Here is a 15,851-nt window from a genome sequence, read left to right on the forward strand (position 1 = left end):
TGCAATATCTTCTCTCGGACGACGCCGAGGAGACCGCCAATGTTCCTGCCCAATAGCAATGCCTTGCACCGCCGGCCCCTGGGCGCGGCCGATGCCGAAACCCTCGGCATCGCCGGGGCGGATACGGTCGAGCGTTTCCTTGCCCGCCGTGACAATCATCTGGCAACGCCGCTGCACGCGCTGCCGGCGCTGGCGGGCGAGCTCGGTCTCGCTGCCTTGCACGTCAAGGATGAGGGCTTTCGGCTCGGCCTCGGCAGCTTCAAGGCGCTGGGTGGCGCCTATGCGGTCTTCCGCCTGGTCCTGGAAGAAGCCAGCAAGCGTCTGGGCCGCTCCGTCGATGTCGGCGATCTCGATCGGCCCGAAGTCCGGTCGGTCGCGGCGACCATGACGGTTGCTTGCGCCACCGACGGCAATCACGGCCGCTCCGTCGCGCAGGGCGCCGAACTCGTCGGTGCCAAGGCGGCGATCTTCGTCCATGCCGGCGTCAGCGACGAACGCGTCGCGGCCATCGCCCGCTACGGGGCCGAGATGATCCGCGTCGACGGCAATTATGACGATTCGGTCAGGCAGGCGGCGCGCATCGCCGCCGAGAAAGGCTGGACGGTGGTTTCCGATACCTCATGGCCGGGCTACGAACGCATTCCGGGGCTTGTCATGCAGGGCTACACGGCGGTCGTGCGCGAAGCGCTGCGCCAGCTCTCCGAACCGCCGACGCATGTCTTCGTGCAGGCAGGCGTCGGCGGCATCGCGGCGGCGATCGCCGGCCATCTCGCCATCGTGCTCGGAGAAGCCAGGCCTGTTTTCACGGTGGTGGAACCTGCGCGCGCCGCCTGCGTCTTCGGCGCCGCCAAAGCCGGGCACCCGGTCAAGATCGCGCATGGCGAGGCGACGGTCATGGCGATGCTCGAATGCTACGAGGCCTCGCCTGTCGCTTGGCGCGTGCTGGCACGCGTCGCCGATGCCTTCATGACCGTCGACGAGGACGACGCCGTCGCCGTGATGCGGCGGCTGGCAAGGCCGTCCGGCAACGATCCGGCCATCGTTGCCGGTGAAAGCGGAGGGGTCGGTCTTGCCGGACTGATCCGGGCGATGGCCGGTCACAAGGCCGAGCTTGGCCTCGACGCCACTTCGCGCGTGCTGGTCATCAACACCGAAGCCGCGACCGACCCCCGCCGCTATGCCGAGCTCGTCGGCATGAACCCGGCGGATGTGCTTGCCGGCAAGATGCTTTCAGGAGCAACGCCATGATCTCGATCGACGGACAAAGACTGCTTGGCCGCATCCGCGAACTCGGCGGCATCGGCCGTGATGGCGAGGGCAGGCTGGTGCGGCTGGCCGCCTCCGATGCCGACCGGCTGGGTCGCGACCGCTTCGTCGGCTGGCTGCGCGAGGCCGGGCTCGAAATCGCCATCGATCGCATGGGCAACATCTTCGGCATCTGGCAGGTACCTGAGAACGCCGGGCAGGCGCCAATCCTCGTCGGCTCGCATATCGACACCGTCATCGATGCCGGCATTTATGACGGCTGCTACGGTGTACTGGCCGGCCTGGAGGTCATCGAGACGCTGAAGGGGTCAGGCTATGTCCCGTCGCGCCCGCTCGCGGTCGCCGCCTTCACCAACGAGGAAGGGGTTCGCTATTCCCCCGACATGATGGGTTCACTGGTCCATGCCGGCGGCGTCGATATCACGGCGGCGCTGGCCGCCGTCGGCACCGACGGCAGCGTGCTGGGGGAGGAGCTGGCCCGCATCGGCTATGCCGGCGACGAGGAACCCGGCTTCCTCAAACCGCATGTCTATCTCGAACTGCATATAGAGCAGGGCCCGGTGCTGGAACGCGAAGGCGTGCCGATCGGCGCCGTGGAAAACCTGCAAGGCATCTCCTGGCAGCGCATCACCATAGATGGCCTCGCCAACCATGCCGGCACCACGCCGATGTCGATGCGCAATGATGCCGGCCATGCGGCTGCGCGTGTCGTCACTTTCCTGCACGATCGCGCCAAAGCTTCGAACACGCCGACCGTTGCAACCGTCGGCACGATGCGTTTCGAGCCAAACGCCATCAATGTCATTCCCTCGCGCGCCGTCTTCACCGTCGACCTGCGCGACCCTTTCGAGCATCGCCTGCAGGCGGAGGAGGCGGCACTTGCCGCATTTCTCGATGTCCTCGCGGCCGCCGATGGCGTCACGGTCTCGGTCGAGCGGCTGGCCCGCTTCGAGCCGGTGATTTTCGACAGCCGCATCGTCGAACTGATCGAGGCTGCCGCCAGCAACCGCGGATTGGTCTCGAAGCGCATGACGTCAGGCGCCGGCCATGATGCGCAGATGATGGCGCGCCTTGCGCCCGCGGCGATGATTTTCGTGCCGAGCGCCGGCGGCATCAGCCACAATCCGCGCGAACATACGGACGATGCCGAGCTTGTCGCCGGCGCCAACATCCTGCTTGATGTCGTCGCCCGCCTTGCGGATCAGGAGATATCAGGCAATGGCTGAAATCGACCGTGACGCGCTGAAGCTGGAGATGACCGGGTGGCGGCGCGATCTGCACGCGCACCCCGAATTCGGCTTCGAGGAGAAGCGCACCGCGGCCTTCGTCGCGGCCAAGCTGCGCGAATTCGGCCTGGACGATGTCGCCGAGGGTGTCGGCGGCACAGGCGTCGTCGGCACGTTGCAGCGCGGCAACGGCAACCGTGCCATCGCGCTCAGGGCCGACATGGATGCGCTGCGCATATCAGAGCAATCGACCGCGCCACACCGCTCCGGCAATCCCGGTCTCATGCATGCCTGCGGCCATGACGGCCACACGGCGATGCTGCTCGGTGCGGCCAAGCTTCTGGCCGGGGGGGGCGGTTTCGACGGCACCGTGCGCTTCATCTTCCAGCCGGCGGAGGAATGGGGAAAAGGCGCGTTGGCGATGCTCGACGATGGCCTGATGCAGCGCTTTCCCTTCGACGAGGTCTTTGGCCTGCACAACATGCCTGGCCTGCCCGTCGGGCATTTCGAAACCCGCGCCGGTCCGGTCATGTCGGCCGAGGATATCTTCGAGATCGTGCTCAAGGGGTTGGGCGGCCACGCGGCCCGGCCGCATTCGGGTCAGGAAACGCTGGTCGCCGCCTGTGCGCTGGTCACCAGTCTTCAGACCATCGTCTCGCGCCGGCTGAGCCCAGCCGACATCGCCGTGGTTTCGGTGACCGAGCTGATCACCGACGGCACCCGCAACGCACTGCCGGGCTTTGCCCGCGTCCTTGGCGACGCGCGCAGCTTCCGCCCCGAGGTCAGCGCCGAGATCGAGCGCCAGATGCGCATCATCGCCGAAGGCATCGCTGCCGCGTACAATGTTGCCGCCGAGGTCAACTACACCAGGGAATTCGTGCCTTTGCGCAACGATGCCGAACTGGTCGATGCGGCCTTCGCCGCCGCCACGACGGTTTTCGAGCCTGGCAATATCGCGGTCGCCCGCGAACCGATGACGGCGTCGGAGGATTTCGCCCGCTTCCTCGACCACGTGCCGGGCTGCTTCGTCTTCCTCGGCAACGGCGAGGGTTCGGCGCCGCTTCACAATTCCAGCTACGACTTCAACGATGACGGGCTGTTGTTCGGCGTCGATTTCCATGTCGCCATCGCCAGACAGCGGCTTGGGACTTGAACCCACGGGGGGCTTTTCGCGGCATTTTACCGGGGGAAAACGCCCGGAAAAGGCCGATATCCTTGATCTCGCATGACGCTGCGGCAAGACTCAGCTAGCGTGCTTCACGCGGCGGACCTGATATCCGCCTGGCCGGCGCTATCAGATTACCTCCCAAGCGGCGCCGGCCTTCTCGCCTGCGCGCTAAATTAGCTTTCGTTAAATTTAGAATGCTGGCGCTTGGCGGAAGTTAGCGTTTTGCTGCCAAGACTGGTGCTGGGGGGAGCCATGGATGCGCGGGCGGAGCTGGATAAAGGCGTTGCGTCAGGACGAAGCGCGGCGAGTGCGCGCGCGTATCGCTGAACTCGAACAAAACTTGACCGCTGCCTCGGCCCAGACACGACAACTGCGCCAGGACGCTGGCCACGAACTGCGCAATGCCAAGTTCCGCCTCGACCGCCTCGAGGAATGCATCGCGGCGATGCGTTGATGACGACCCCGCAATTGTCGGGGTGCGGGCCACCATTCACTGCCTGGCAATGCCATTGTTCGCGGCCGGAATTGCGAGACCTTGGTCCCCTCCAGTCGCCTTTGTCGGCGGCAGTTTGTTGTCACAGGCCGTGAGCGCCAAGGCGACGAGCGCGAGGATCAGTCCTAGCTTTTTCATCGCTACCTCCTCCAAGTCAGAACGAGGCGGCGCCGGTTTGGTTGCGGCGATTGCGCCGAGGGAACAAAAGGCCCGGCCTCCAGTTGATCCAGAGAAGGAGGACCGCCCACATGATCCGTTTGCTTCTGGTCGGCACGCTGGCCTTTGTCACTTACCGTCTCGCCCGCAAGATGATCGACGAGGTCCCCGACACTGTCGATCCGCTCTTGCTGCCGGCGCCTGCAAACGACCGCGAAGCGCTACGCCGGCAATCGGCGGCGATGGGCGTTGACCCGAAACGCTGATCGTATTGCTCGCCGAATTGGCGGAGCCGCTTCTCTGTTGCGAACAAAGCGGAAACGATGCTTGATGGGCGATGAACCTCGCCGCCCATGATTCGACCTTTTTGGACTCGACCGTCCAGCCGGCCTATCTCGCCCGGCTGAATGATGCCCAGCGCCGGGCCGTCGAACATGGCGACGGCAAGATTGCAGGCCCGCTGCTGGTCATTGCCGGGGCTGGCTCCGGCAAGACCAATACGCTGGCGCACCGCGTCGCTCATCTGATCGTCAAGGGAGCCGACCCGCGCCGCATCCTGCTGATGACGTTTTCGCGGCGCGCGGCATCCGAGATGGCCAGACGCGTCGAGCGCATCGCCGGCGAAGTGCTCGGCCGCGACGCCGCGGTGATCACGGATGCGCTCACCTGGGCCGGCACTTTTCATGGCATCGGTGCGCGGCTGTTGCGCGATTATGCATTGGAGATCGGCCTCGATCCGGCCTTCACCATTCATGATCGCGAGGATTCTGCCGATCTGATGAATCTCGTGCGCCACGAACTCGGTTTCTCCAGGACGGAAGCGCGCTTTCCGACCAAAGGCACTTGCCTTGCCATCTATTCGCGCGCCGTCAACGCGCAGGCCCCGCTCGGTGAGGTGCTGGGGTCTGCCTTCCCCTGGTGCGCCGGCTGGGCAGAGCAGCTCAAGCAGCTGTTTGCCAGTTACGTCGAGGCCAAGCAGGCGCAGAACGTGCTCGATTACGACGATCTGCTGCTCTACTGGGCGCAGATGACGGCCGAGCCTGAGATCGCCACGCATCTGGGCGGGCGTTTCGATCATGTGCTGGTCGACGAATACCAGGACACCAATCGGCTGCAGGCGTCGATCCTGCTTGCGCTGAAACCCGACGGCGCCGGGCTGACGGTCGTTGGCGACGACGCGCAGTCGATCTATTCGTTCCGCGCCGCCGAGGTGCGCAACATCCTCGACTTTCCCCGGCAGTTCGCGCAGACCGCCGACGTGGTGATGCTGGAGCGCAATTACCGCTCGACCGAGACCATTCTGGCGGCCGCCAATGCGGTCATCTGCGAAGCTTCCGAGCGCTTCACCAAGAACCTGTGGTCGGAACGTAAATCTGCCGACAAGCCAAGACTTGTGACCGTGCGTGACGAGGTCGAGCAGGCGAACTTCGTCTGCGACACCATCCTGGCGGAGCGAGAGGCCGGCACCGCGCTGAAGTCACAGGCGGTGCTGTTTCGCGCCTCGCACCACAGCGGACCGCTGGAGATCGAACTGACGCGGCGCAACATTCCTTTCGTCAAGTTCGGTGGCCTGAAATTCCTCGATGCCGCCCATGTGAAGGACGTGCTGGCGGTGCTGCGCTTCGCCGAAAACCCACGCGACCGTGTCGCCGGCTTTCGCGTGCTGCAGCTCTTGCCAGGCATCGGTCCTTCCGCCGCCGCGCAGATCGTCGAGTCCATGACCTCGGCGCTGGACGAGACGATGGGCTTGGCCGGCTGGCGTCCACCGCAGCGCGCCGCCGACGACTGGCCGTCTTTTGTATCGCTCTATTCCGGCTTGCGTGCCGGCGCCAAGTGGCCAGCCGATCTCGAACAGATCAGGCTGTGGTACGAACCGCATCTGGAGCGCATCCACGAGGATGCGACCACGCGCCGGGCGGATCTGCTGCAACTGGAGCAAATCGGGTCGGGCTATGCTTCGCGCGAACGCTTCCTGACCGAGCTGACCCTCGATCCGCCGGACGCGACCAGCGACCAGGCCGGGCCACCGCATCGCGACGAGGACTATCTGATCCTGTCCACCATCCACTCGGCCAAGGGCCAGGAGTGGAAGAACGTCTTCGTGCTGAACACGGTCGATGGCTGCATTCCGGCCGATCTCGGCGTCGGCACCAAGGAGGACATCGAGGAAGAGCGCCGGCTGCTCTACGTGGCGATGACACGAGCCAAGGACAGCCTCAACCTGATCATGCCGCAGCGCTTCTTTCCGCACGGGCAGGCGGCGCGTGGCGACCGTCATCTCTATGCCTCGCGCACCCGTTTCATCCCGGCCTCCATCCTTGCCGCGTTCCAGCAGCTTTCGTGGCCGGCCGCGCAAGCGGCGCAGGGCAGGGCACCCCGGCCGGAGGTGCGCGTCGACATCGGCGCGCGCATGCGCGGCATGTGGAAATAGCAGGAGCCGATGTCGCAGCCGCCGATCAGGATCGCCATATCGGGCGCTCTCGGCCGCATGGGACGCCAGATGGCGGATGCGGTGCGGGCCGATGCGCGTCTGGCGCTTGCCGCCCGCTTTCACCGCCCAGGCAGTGTCGGTGATGGGCTGGTGAGCCGCGAGGAAGCGCTTGCCATGGCCGATGTGGTCATCGACTTCACCACGCCGGCTGCCTCCGCCGATCTGGCCAGTTTCTGTGCGCAACGCGGCGGGCCAGCCTTGGTGATTGGCTCGACCGGTTTCGATGCGGCCGAAGCGGCCATTATTGCCGATGCCGCCAAAAACATCGCGATAGTCCGCTCCGGCAGCTTTTCGCTCGGCCTGAACATGCTGGTCGGATTGGTCGAGCAGGCGGCGAGGGCACTCGCCCAGCAAGACTGGGATGCCGAGATTTTCGAGGCGCATCATCGCCACAAGATCGATGCGCCCTCGGGCACGGCGCTGATGCTGGGGTACGCCGTTGCCGTTGGACGGGGCGTCGAACTGGACACGGTGGCAAGGCGCGTCCGCGATGGCGTCACCGGCGCGCGGCCGGTGGGCGAGATCGGCTTCGCGGTGGCGCGCGGCGGCAGCATCGTCGGCGAGCACAGCGTCTCCTTCTGCGCGGAGGGCGAGACCGTTACCGTGTCGCATGCGGCCGGCGACCGCGTCATGTTTGCCCATGGCGCCATCGCCGCCGCTCTCTGGGTGGCGGGCCGCACTCCCGGCGAATACGACATGCGCGACGTGCTTGGTCTTGGCGCTTCGTGATCGAAATCCCCCTGATTCCATTTCCACGGTTGCTAAAATGGCTGAAAGCCAGCTGAAAGCTTGGGCGTGCAATGACGGCATTGCGGCATCGGCCGCGTGACCGGTGCGGGAGCGGCCGGCAGGAGGAAATGCGGCGCAGTCAGGTTGGCGCGCCGCCCAGGTGGAGGAATTTACGTGACCGGTTTGATCTCGAAATGCATCTTGCGTTCCGCTGCGCTGACGCTAGCCATCGCCGCCACGGGCGCGACCGCGGCGTCGGCCGCGGACAAGATAACCATCATCGTCGGCGGCATGGAAAAGCAGATTTACCTGCCCGCCGTGCTCACCCAGCAGCTCGGCTACTTCAAGGATGAGGGGCTCGACGTCGAACTGGTCAACTCGCGTGCTGGCGTCGAGGCCGAGAATGAATTGCTGGCCGGTGCCGTACAGGGCGTTGTCGGCTTTTACGACCACACTGTCGACCTGCAGTCGAAGGGCAAATACATCCAGTCGATCGTCCAGTTCAGCCAGGCGCCCGGCGAGGTCGAACTGGTCTCGGCCAAGCACCCGGAGATCAAGTCGCCGGCCGACTTCAAGGGCGCCACGCTGGGCGTCACCGGGCTCGGCTCCTCGACCGATTTCCTGACCCAGTATCTCGCCGTCCGCAACGGCCTGAAGCCCGGTGACTACACGCTTTTGCCGGTCGGCGCCGGCAACACCTTCATCGCCGCCGTCAAGCAGGACCAGATTCAGGCCGGCATGACTACCGAACCGACCATCGCCAAGCTGCTGGCGACCGGCGAGGCCAGGGTCCTCGTCGACATGCGTACGCCCGAAAAGACGAAGGAGGCACTCGGCGGCGATTATCCGGCGGCATCCTTCTACGTCCAGTCATCCTGGGTCGAAGGCCACAAGGATGAAGCGCAGAAGCTCGCCAATGCCTTCGTCAAGACGATGAAGTTCATCGCCGGCCATTCGGCCGAGGAGATCGCCGACAAGATGCCGAAGGACTACTATGCCGGCAACAAGGACCTCTACATCCAGGGGCTCGCCGGCGGCAAGGCGATGTTCACGCCCGATGGTCGCATGCCGGCCGATGGCCCGGAGACGGTGCTGAAAGTTCTGTCAACCTTCTCCAAAAGCCTGCAGGGCAAGCAGATTGACCTGTCGAAAACCTTCACGACGGAATTCGTCGACGCCGCCAAGTAGGCGCGGACACGCGAGGGCGGAGCATCCGGTTCGCCATTGAGGAACAACAACTTGCGCCGGCTGCTGAATCAATTCGGCAGCCGCGCCATGCCGACGCCGATGGATGCCGGGTCCACGAGTCCTGGCTACGGACATGTCAGCACCATCGCCACAGGAGTGAGCCATGCAGTTGCAAACCATGGCGGCCGAGAAATTGTCTCAGGCCGCGCCGCCGGCCGATGCCGCGATCGCCATCGATGATGTGACGCTGCGCTTCGTCACGCCCGACGGCCATATGATGACGGCGATCCGCGACTTCACCATGACGGTGGCGCGCGGCGAATTCGCTTGCGTCGTCGGGCCGACCGGCTGCGGCAAGTCGACGACGCTCAATCTCGTCACCGGCCTGCTGCGGCCAACCACCGGCAATGTCCGCGTTATGGGCAATCCGGTCACCGATATCAGCCGCGACATCGGCTTCGTCTTCCAGGCTGATGCGCTTTTCCCGTGGCGCAGCGTCATCGACAACGTCGCCGCCGGGCCACTGTATCGCGGCACACCCAAGGCTCAGGCTTACGATCGGGCCCGCGACTGGATCGCCCGCGTCGGCCTTGGCCGCTTCGAAAAGCACTATCCGCACCAGCTTTCGGGGGGCATGCGCAAGCGCGTCGCGCTGGCGCAGACCTTCATCAACCAACCGAAGATCCTGCTCATGGACGAGCCGTTCAGTGCCCTCGACATGCAGACGCGCACGGCCATGCAGGACGAACTGCTGGGCCTGTGGTCGGAACAGAAATCCTCCGTCGTCTTCGTCACCCACGATCTGGAGGAGGCGGTGGCGCTGGCCGACAAGGTCTATGTGCTCACCGCAGGGCCGGGCACCGTCAAGAGTGTCTACCGCATCGACCTGCCGCGTCCGCGCGTCATGGCCGACATCCGCTACGATCCGAAATTCGTCGAGATCGCCAAGGTGATCTGGAACGACCTGCGCGAAGAAGTGCAGCTCGGCCAGAGCCGCACCTTGCAGAGCGGGCATTGAGAGGAGAAACAGCATGACAGCCATCTCTCCCGCCGCAGACAAAGCCGCCATGCGCGAAACCTCGATCGCGGTCGCCGAGGCCCGGGCGAGGGCGCGGCTGCGCCGGCGCCATGCCCTGGTCATCGGCCTGCGGCTCGCGATCCTTGTTGTCTTCCTTGGCCTGTGGGAACTCGGCGCCGACTATAATTTCATCGACCCGTTCTTCTTCGCCAGCCCTTCTGGCATCTGGGAGCAGATCTGGTCGTGGATCACCGAGGGTACCTCGCAGGGCCCGCTCTGGCTGCAGATCTATGTGACGCTGGAGGAAACCTTCCTCGGCTTCGTCATCGGGGCGCTGGGCGGCATCGCCGCCGGCATCATCCTCGGCCGCAACCGGCTGCTGGCGGATGTCTTTTCGATCTACATCAAGATCGCCAATTCCGTGCCGCGCGTCGTGCTGGGCTCGGTGTTCATCATCGCGCTCGGCCTCGGCATGGCTTCCAAAGTGGCGCTGGCCGTGGTGATGGTGTTCTTCGTCGTCTTCGCCAACGCTTTCCAAGGGGTTCGCGAGGCCGACAGGGCGATGATCGCCAACGCCCAGATCCTCGGCGCCTCGCCTTTCCAGATCACGCGCACCGTCATTATCCCGTCGGCGATGAGCTGGATCCTGGCCAGCCTCCATGTCAGCTTCGGCTTTGCCTTGGTCGGCGCCGTGGTTGGCGAATTCCTTGGTGCCAAGCAAGGCATGGGACTGCTGATCTCGACCGCGCAAGGCGCCTTCAACGCCAACGGCGTCTTCGCCGCCATGATCATCCTGGCCGTGATGGCGCTGGTGGTGGAATTCATCATCACCCGCTTCGAGAACTATGTCGTCAAGTGGCGGCCGGCGCCGTTCAACGAGCAGGGCACCTGATTTTGTTCTGAGCGAGCCCCGCGCTTGGCGCGGGATCGCGTCAGGCCAGTGGCAACCTGACCTCGACCACCAGACCGCCGGCCGCGCCATCTCTGAGGGTGACGCGGCCGCCGGCATTTTCGACGACCTCGCGCACGATGGCGAGCCCCAGGCCACTTCCTCCCCCGGTCGAACCGGCGATGCGATAAAAGCGCTCGAAAACGTGATCCCGCTCTTCGGCCGGAATGCCTGGCCCGTCATCGGCGACCGTCAGCACCGCTTCGCCATCAACGGTCGCCAGTCTGACTGTGACGTTCCCGCCGGGATTGGTGTAGCGCAGCGCGTTGTCGATCAGGTTCACCATCATCTCACGCAGCATGGTGCCGTCGCCGATCACCGGCGCGGGACCGGCCTCCTCGAAGCCAAGATCGATGTTCCGGGAGATCGCCGCTGGCGCCTGCGTTTCCAACACATGGCGGGCGGCTTCGGTCAGGTCGATGCGGTCGGCGCGTGGCCGTCGGCTGCCTGGCTCGGCCCGCGACAGGGTGAGCAATTGTTCTGCCAGCCGCGCCAGCTTGCCGGAACTGGCCTGCAGCGCCACCAGCGCTTCCTGGCGCGCATCGGCGGCGGTTTCGCGCAGCGCGTAGCTCGCTTGCGTCGACAGCAGCGCCAGCGGCGTGCGCAATTGGTGCGCGGCATTGGCGATGAAGCGGCGCTGCGCCCCCATCTGCGCGCGCACGCGCGCCATGTAGGCGTTGAGCGCATCGATCAGGGGCCGAATCTCGCTCTGCGCACCCGGCACGTCGACCGGATCAAGGTCGCTGCGGCTTGGCGATCGCACCGCGTCGCGCAGGCTGATCAATGGCGCCAGGCCACGGCGCAGGCCAAGCAGCACGAACACGCCGGCAATCGCCACCAGCGCCAGCTGCTGGACGAAGGCATTGAACCACAGCCGCTTCACCATCGCGTCATGCCCGGCGAGCGTTATGCCCACGGTGACTGTTATGGGGGAATCCGCACCGGCGCCGATCACCGCGTGGCCGAGAGTCAGGAGCCGCAACATATGGTCGCGATAGCTGGCTGCGACGCTTGCATGCTGAGGCGCCTCCGGCAAATCGGGGTAACCGGTCAGCAACCGCCCACCGGCGGTCTCGACGCGGTAGTACACACTGTCGCGATCGCCGGTGTCGAACATTTCGATCGCCGCCGGCGGGATGGTGGCATCGAGGACGCCGTCGGCCATGGCGACCTGCTCGGCAATCATCCGTGCCGATCCGACCAACATGCGGTCGGTGACAAGATCGGCGGTCGCCAGGGCATTGCCATGGCTGGTCCACAGATTGACGGTGGCGAGCCCGGCGAGCGGCAACACCACCCAGGCCAGAAGTTGCAGCCGAAGACTGTTAATTCTCATGGCACCAGATCATCGTGCCGCAAGAGATAGCCGAGGCCACGCAAAGTGGTGATCTGGACGCGCGACCCTTCAAGCTTCTTGCGCACGCGGTGCACATAGATCTCGATGGCGCTGGGATCGGCGTCGGTCTCGAAATCATAGATCGCCGCGGACAGTGCGGCCTTGCTTACGGTGCGTCCTGCCTTGATCATCAATTGCTCGAGCACGGCATGTTCGCGCGGCGTCAGGGCCAGCGCCTCCCCGCCGAGCGAGAACAGCCTGGTGTTAGTGTCGAAGACGAGGTCGCCGCAGGCAACGACCGGTGCCGTCCGGTCATTGACGCGGCGCAGTTGCACGCGGATGCGTGCTTCAAGCTCCTCGATCTGGAAGGGCTTCGCCAGATAATCGTCGGCGCCTTCGTTGAGGCCTTTGACCCGGCCATCGAGGCTGGCATTGGCGGTCAGTACGATCACCGGCACCCGGTTGCCGCGGGCTCGCAGCATGCGCAGCACTTCCAGTCCGCCCATGCGAGGCAGCGCAAGATCGAGAATGACAAGCGCGTGGTCGCCCGCGGCAAGCGCGTGCTCGACATCCTCGCCGTCATGGACGATGTCGACGACATAGTTCGCCTGGCGCAAGGTCTTGCCCAGCCAGTCCGCCAGTTCGCGATTGTCCTCCACAAGCAGCAATCGCATGTCTATTGCCGTTCCAGCATCCGCCCGCTTTCGGTCTCAACGGGCCGCCTCGGGCTCGATCGTCGATCCCATTCGCCAATCGGACCCGAAATGATCGATAGTATCGATCGCAACGCAAGGCAAATGCGGCTTGGGCCGTGGCCGGCGAAACCTCCAAACTGTCCGAGCGACGATTCCAATCAGCCGGACCCAGGCCAGAGCAATTGGGGCAACTGATCCACGCAGGGCCTCGACGACCTCGACGACAAAGAGCGGTGGGCTTGGCCCGCCGCTCTTGTTTTTGGATGAGCCCAGGGCATTGGCGTCATCGCCCGATCTTCGCAGTCGGCAAAAAACATTTCACGTTCAGGAATAAAACCAGGCTGCTTCTGGTCTTCTCCTCAGCGGAACCGTCCGCCCAAGACGCCGCCCAACGGATGAACCAGGAGATTGAAATGAACAGGCTTGCTCTCGCTACCGCCGCTATCCTTATCGCAACCGGAGGTGCCTTCGCCGGCAGCGACCACTTTGGCTCCGACAATGCCAGCCAGCCGGTTGCTTCGGCCGCCGGCGTGGATCACGCCACCACCGGCGCCGTCAACAACAAAACGAATACGACCGGCCACAAGGCTGCCGACACCAAGATGAAGCCCGCCATCGACTGGCCGGAGCCCGGCCAGGGCATCTGGGGCAACTGATGTCTCGGGCGCGGCGGACTGTCCGCCGCATCCGCCTGGCATGGCTTCTAGCTCAAATCCTTCGGGCGCAGGCAATGCGTCAGCCGCGCGGAGAACAGGGCGGACCACTCGCCCTCGAAGACGAAGCGCGCAAGGGCTGCTGTCGGCAACTTTTCCTCAAGCCTCTTGCGCGCCTTCGCCTCCGATCGCGGTCCGGCAAGCTGTTTTGCCAGGTCCTCAAGCCCCGGACTATGGCCAACCACCACAAGGCAAAGGCTCGACGGGTCGGCCTTATGGATTTGGTCCAGAATGTCCGCAGCCGAAGCTTCGTAGAGTGGCTGAGCAAACGCGACTCGTGGATGCACCGGCAACTCCGCGGCCACCAATCGCCAGGTGTCGCGGGTGCGTAGCGCCGACGACACCAGCGCCTGATCCGGCAGCCAGTCGCGCGCCGCAAGCTCGCGGCCGATCAATCGGGCTGCCTTCAATCCACGTTCCGCGAGCGGCCGGTCGAAATCATCGAGATCAGGATCATCCCAGCTCGATTTGGCATGGCGAAGCAGGAGAAGCTGTTTCATGGCCGCGTTCTCGGCTTAAGGCGTGATCCGCGCCAGATGCTCCAGGTCGGCTTCCTCACGCAGCGGGTCGGGCGCCATCACCACCGAGGTGCCGTTCTCGGCATCGTCGGCGAAGTGGGCAAGCACGGCGCGACCCGCCTCCATGCGTGCCTTGCCTTCGGCCACCAGTCCCAGCGCCAGCGGATAGAGCCGATGCTCGGCCTTCAGCACGCGCGCTGCCAGCGTATCGGCATTGTCGCCGACCATCACCGGCACCGCCGCCTGGGCGATGATCGGGCCGTCATCCATCTCCGGCGTCACGAAATGCACCGTGCAGCCATGAATGCGGATGCCGGCTGCCAGCGCGCGCGCATGGGTATCGAGCCCCTTGAACGCCGGCAGCAAGGCAGGGTGGATGTTGATCATGCGGCCCTGCCATCTCTGGACAAAGCCGGGGGTCAGGATGCGCATATAGCCGGCCAGCGCCACGATATCTGCATTGAAGCCAGTGAGTGCCGCGTCGATCGCCGCGTCATGCGCCTGCTTGCCGCCGTGATCGGCTCGGGAAATGACCTGCGTGGCGATGCCGCGTGCCTTGGCGACGCCGAGGCCGGCGGCGTCCGCCTTGTCGGAGATGACGCCGACGATCTCGGCCGGGAAGGCCGGGTCGCTGGCCGCCGCGATCAGCGCGGTCATGTTGGAGCCGCGCCCCGATATCAGGACGACGGTGCGCTTTCGCTGCGTGCTCATAGGCCGATCGAGCCCCGATAGATGACGCCGGCGTCGCGGCGCGGCACGATGCGGCCGATCGGCGTCACCGTCTCGCCGGCTTCCTGCAGCACGGCAGCGACCTGCGCCGCCTGACCGGACGCGACCACCAGGATCATGCCGACGCCGCAATTGAAGGTGCGCATCATCTCCTCAGGCGCAACGCCGCCCGTCTTGGCCAGCCACGAGAATACCGGCGGCACGTCAATGGCCTCGAGATCAAGCTCGGCCGAGAAATCCTTGGGCAGCACGCGCGGAATGTTTTCCGGGAAGCCGCCGCCGGTGATGTGGGCGAGCGCCTTGATGCCATGTGTATTGCGGATCGCCTTGAGGAGAGATTTCACATAGATGCGGGTCGGCTCGAGCAGCGCCTCGGCGAGCGTCGCCTCATCGTTGAACGGTGCCGGATCGCTCCACGCCAGGCCGCTGGCGGCGACGATGCGGCGCACCAGCGAGAAACCGTTCGAATGCAGGCCGGAGGAGGCTAGCCCGAGCAGCACGTCGCCTTCGACGATGTCGTCAGTGGGCAAAAGCTGCCCGCGTTCGGCCGCGCCCACCGCAAAGCCGGCAAGGTCATAGTCCTTGCCGTGATACATGCCCGGCATTTCGGCGGTCTCGCCGCCGATCAGCGCGCAGCCGGCCTGGCGGCAGCCCTGCGCGATGCCGCCGACGATCGCGGCACCCTGGTCGGGATCGAGCTTGCCGGTGGCGAAATAGTCGAGGAAGAACAGCGGCTCGGCGCCCTGCACGACGATGTCGTTGACGCACATGGCGACGAGGTCGATGCCGATCGTGTCGTGCTTGCCGGCATCGATGGCGATCTTGAGCTTGGTGCCGACACCGTCATTGGCGGCGACCAGCACCGGATCGGTGAAACCGGCAGCCTTGAGATCGAACAGACCGCCGAAGCCGCCGATCTCGCCATCCGCGCCCGGCCGGCGTGTCGCGCGCACCAGCGGCTTGATCTTCTCCACCATGAGATTGCCGGCATCGATATCGACGCCGGCCTCGGCATAGGTGAGCCCGTTCTTGCGCTTGGCCTGGTCGCCCTTGCTCATCGTCGGCGCATCCCTGTTTCCATTGCGGGCTCTTCGCATGAATGGTTTCGCCGGGCAAGGATGACGGCGCGGACCGCGCCTTTTACCCCGACAAATGCGTGGATATCCCTCCCATCAA

16 protein-coding genes are annotated in these 15,851 nt (G+C 65.1%); 11 read left to right on the forward strand and 5 right to left on the reverse strand.

Going from position 1 to position 15,851, the window contains the following annotated elements:
- The first annotated feature begins 39 nt into the window (after positions 1 to 39).
- The 10 genes from EN808_RS05900 to EN808_RS05940 all read left to right on the forward strand — a co-directional run bounded on the left by EN808_RS05900 (position 40) and on the right by EN808_RS05940 (position 10,627).
- Complete coding sequence (locus EN808_RS05900; protein WP_127871464.1) at positions 40 to 1,248, forward strand: diaminopropionate ammonia-lyase; 1,209 nt, start codon at positions 40 to 42, stop codon at positions 1,246 to 1,248.
- Positions 1,245 to 2,492: a Zn-dependent hydrolase gene (locus EN808_RS05905; RefSeq protein ID WP_127871465.1), complete on the forward strand. Its 1,248-nt coding sequence runs from the start codon at positions 1,245 to 1,247 to the stop codon at positions 2,490 to 2,492. The genes EN808_RS05900 and EN808_RS05905 overlap by 4 nt, the downstream gene beginning before the upstream one ends.
- Complete coding sequence (locus tag EN808_RS05910) at positions 2,485 to 3,645, forward strand: M20 aminoacylase family protein (RefSeq protein ID WP_127871466.1); 1,161 nt, start codon at positions 2,485 to 2,487, stop codon at positions 3,643 to 3,645. Before EN808_RS05905 ends, EN808_RS05910 begins: the two co-directional genes overlap by 8 nt.
- 298 nt (positions 3,646 to 3,943) lie before the next feature.
- Entirely contained in the window at positions 3,944 to 4,114 is a 171-nt protein-coding gene (locus tag EN808_RS05915; RefSeq protein WP_245458461.1) for a hypothetical protein, read from the forward strand.
- Positions 4,115 to 4,401: 287 nt separating this feature from the next.
- Complete coding sequence (locus EN808_RS36215) at positions 4,402 to 4,575, forward strand: hypothetical protein (protein ID WP_167531203.1); 174 nt, start codon at positions 4,402 to 4,404, stop codon at positions 4,573 to 4,575.
- Positions 4,576 to 4,646: 71 nt separating this feature from the next.
- Entirely contained in the window at positions 4,647 to 6,740 is a 2,094-nt protein-coding gene (locus EN808_RS05920; RefSeq protein WP_127871468.1) for an ATP-dependent helicase, read from the forward strand.
- Positions 6,741 to 6,749: 9 nt separating this feature from the next.
- Entirely contained in the window at positions 6,750 to 7,529 is a 780-nt protein-coding gene (gene dapB / locus EN808_RS05925; RefSeq protein WP_135915357.1) for a 4-hydroxy-tetrahydrodipicolinate reductase, read from the forward strand.
- A 174-nt stretch (positions 7,530 to 7,703) separates the two neighbouring features.
- Positions 7,704 to 8,717, forward strand: a complete 1,014-nt coding sequence (locus EN808_RS05930) for an ABC transporter substrate-binding protein (protein WP_135915358.1) — start codon at positions 7,704 to 7,706, stop codon at positions 8,715 to 8,717.
- Positions 8,718 to 8,880: 163 nt separating this feature from the next.
- Positions 8,881 to 9,735 (forward strand): ABC transporter ATP-binding protein, encoded by an 855-nt coding sequence (locus tag EN808_RS05935; protein WP_135915359.1) that lies wholly within the window; start codon positions 8,881 to 8,883, stop codon positions 9,733 to 9,735.
- Between the two features lie 13 nt (positions 9,736 to 9,748).
- Entirely contained in the window at positions 9,749 to 10,627 is an 879-nt protein-coding gene (locus EN808_RS05940; protein WP_135915360.1) for an ABC transporter permease, read from the forward strand.
- 40 nt (positions 10,628 to 10,667) lie between these two features.
- Here EN808_RS05940 and EN808_RS05945 read toward each other — a convergent pair whose 3' ends face one another.
- Complete coding sequence (locus EN808_RS05945) at positions 10,668 to 12,020, reverse strand: sensor histidine kinase (protein WP_135915361.1); 1,353 nt, start codon at positions 12,018 to 12,020, stop codon at positions 10,668 to 10,670.
- Positions 12,017 to 12,694: a response regulator gene (locus tag EN808_RS05950; protein ID WP_135915362.1), complete on the reverse strand. Its 678-nt coding sequence runs from the start codon at positions 12,692 to 12,694 to the stop codon at positions 12,017 to 12,019. The genes EN808_RS05945 and EN808_RS05950 overlap by 4 nt, the downstream gene beginning before the upstream one ends.
- Positions 12,695 to 13,128: 434 nt before the next feature.
- Here EN808_RS05950 and EN808_RS05955 point away from each other — a divergent pair, with 434 nt between their 5' ends.
- The gene (locus EN808_RS05955) at positions 13,129 to 13,371 is read left to right on the forward strand and encodes a DUF680 domain-containing protein (protein WP_135915363.1); all 243 of its coding nucleotides are present in this window, start codon (positions 13,129 to 13,131) and stop codon (positions 13,369 to 13,371) included.
- A gap of 47 nt (positions 13,372 to 13,418) precedes the next feature.
- Here EN808_RS05955 and EN808_RS05960 read toward each other — a convergent pair whose 3' ends face one another.
- The 3 genes from EN808_RS05960 to purM are packed head-to-tail and all read right to left on the reverse strand — an operon-like array spanning position 13,419 to position 15,733.
- Positions 13,419 to 13,928, reverse strand: coding sequence for a histidine phosphatase family protein (locus tag EN808_RS05960; protein ID WP_135915364.1), 510 nt, complete (start codon positions 13,926 to 13,928; stop codon positions 13,419 to 13,421).
- A gap of 15 nt (positions 13,929 to 13,943) precedes the next feature.
- On the reverse strand, positions 13,944 to 14,657 hold the full coding sequence (gene purN / locus EN808_RS05965) for a phosphoribosylglycinamide formyltransferase (RefSeq protein WP_135915365.1): 714 nt from the start codon (positions 14,655 to 14,657) through the stop codon (positions 13,944 to 13,946).
- The gene (gene purM / locus EN808_RS05970) at positions 14,654 to 15,733 is read right to left on the reverse strand and encodes a phosphoribosylformylglycinamidine cyclo-ligase (protein ID WP_135915366.1); all 1,080 of its coding nucleotides are present in this window, start codon (positions 15,731 to 15,733) and stop codon (positions 14,654 to 14,656) included. The genes purN and purM overlap by 4 nt, the downstream gene beginning before the upstream one ends.
- Positions 15,734 to 15,851 lie beyond the last annotated feature (118 nt).

The organism is Mesorhizobium sp. M8A.F.Ca.ET.165.01.1.1 (genome assembly GCF_004792065.1).
GTDB lineage: Bacteria > Pseudomonadota > Alphaproteobacteria > Rhizobiales > Rhizobiaceae > Mesorhizobium.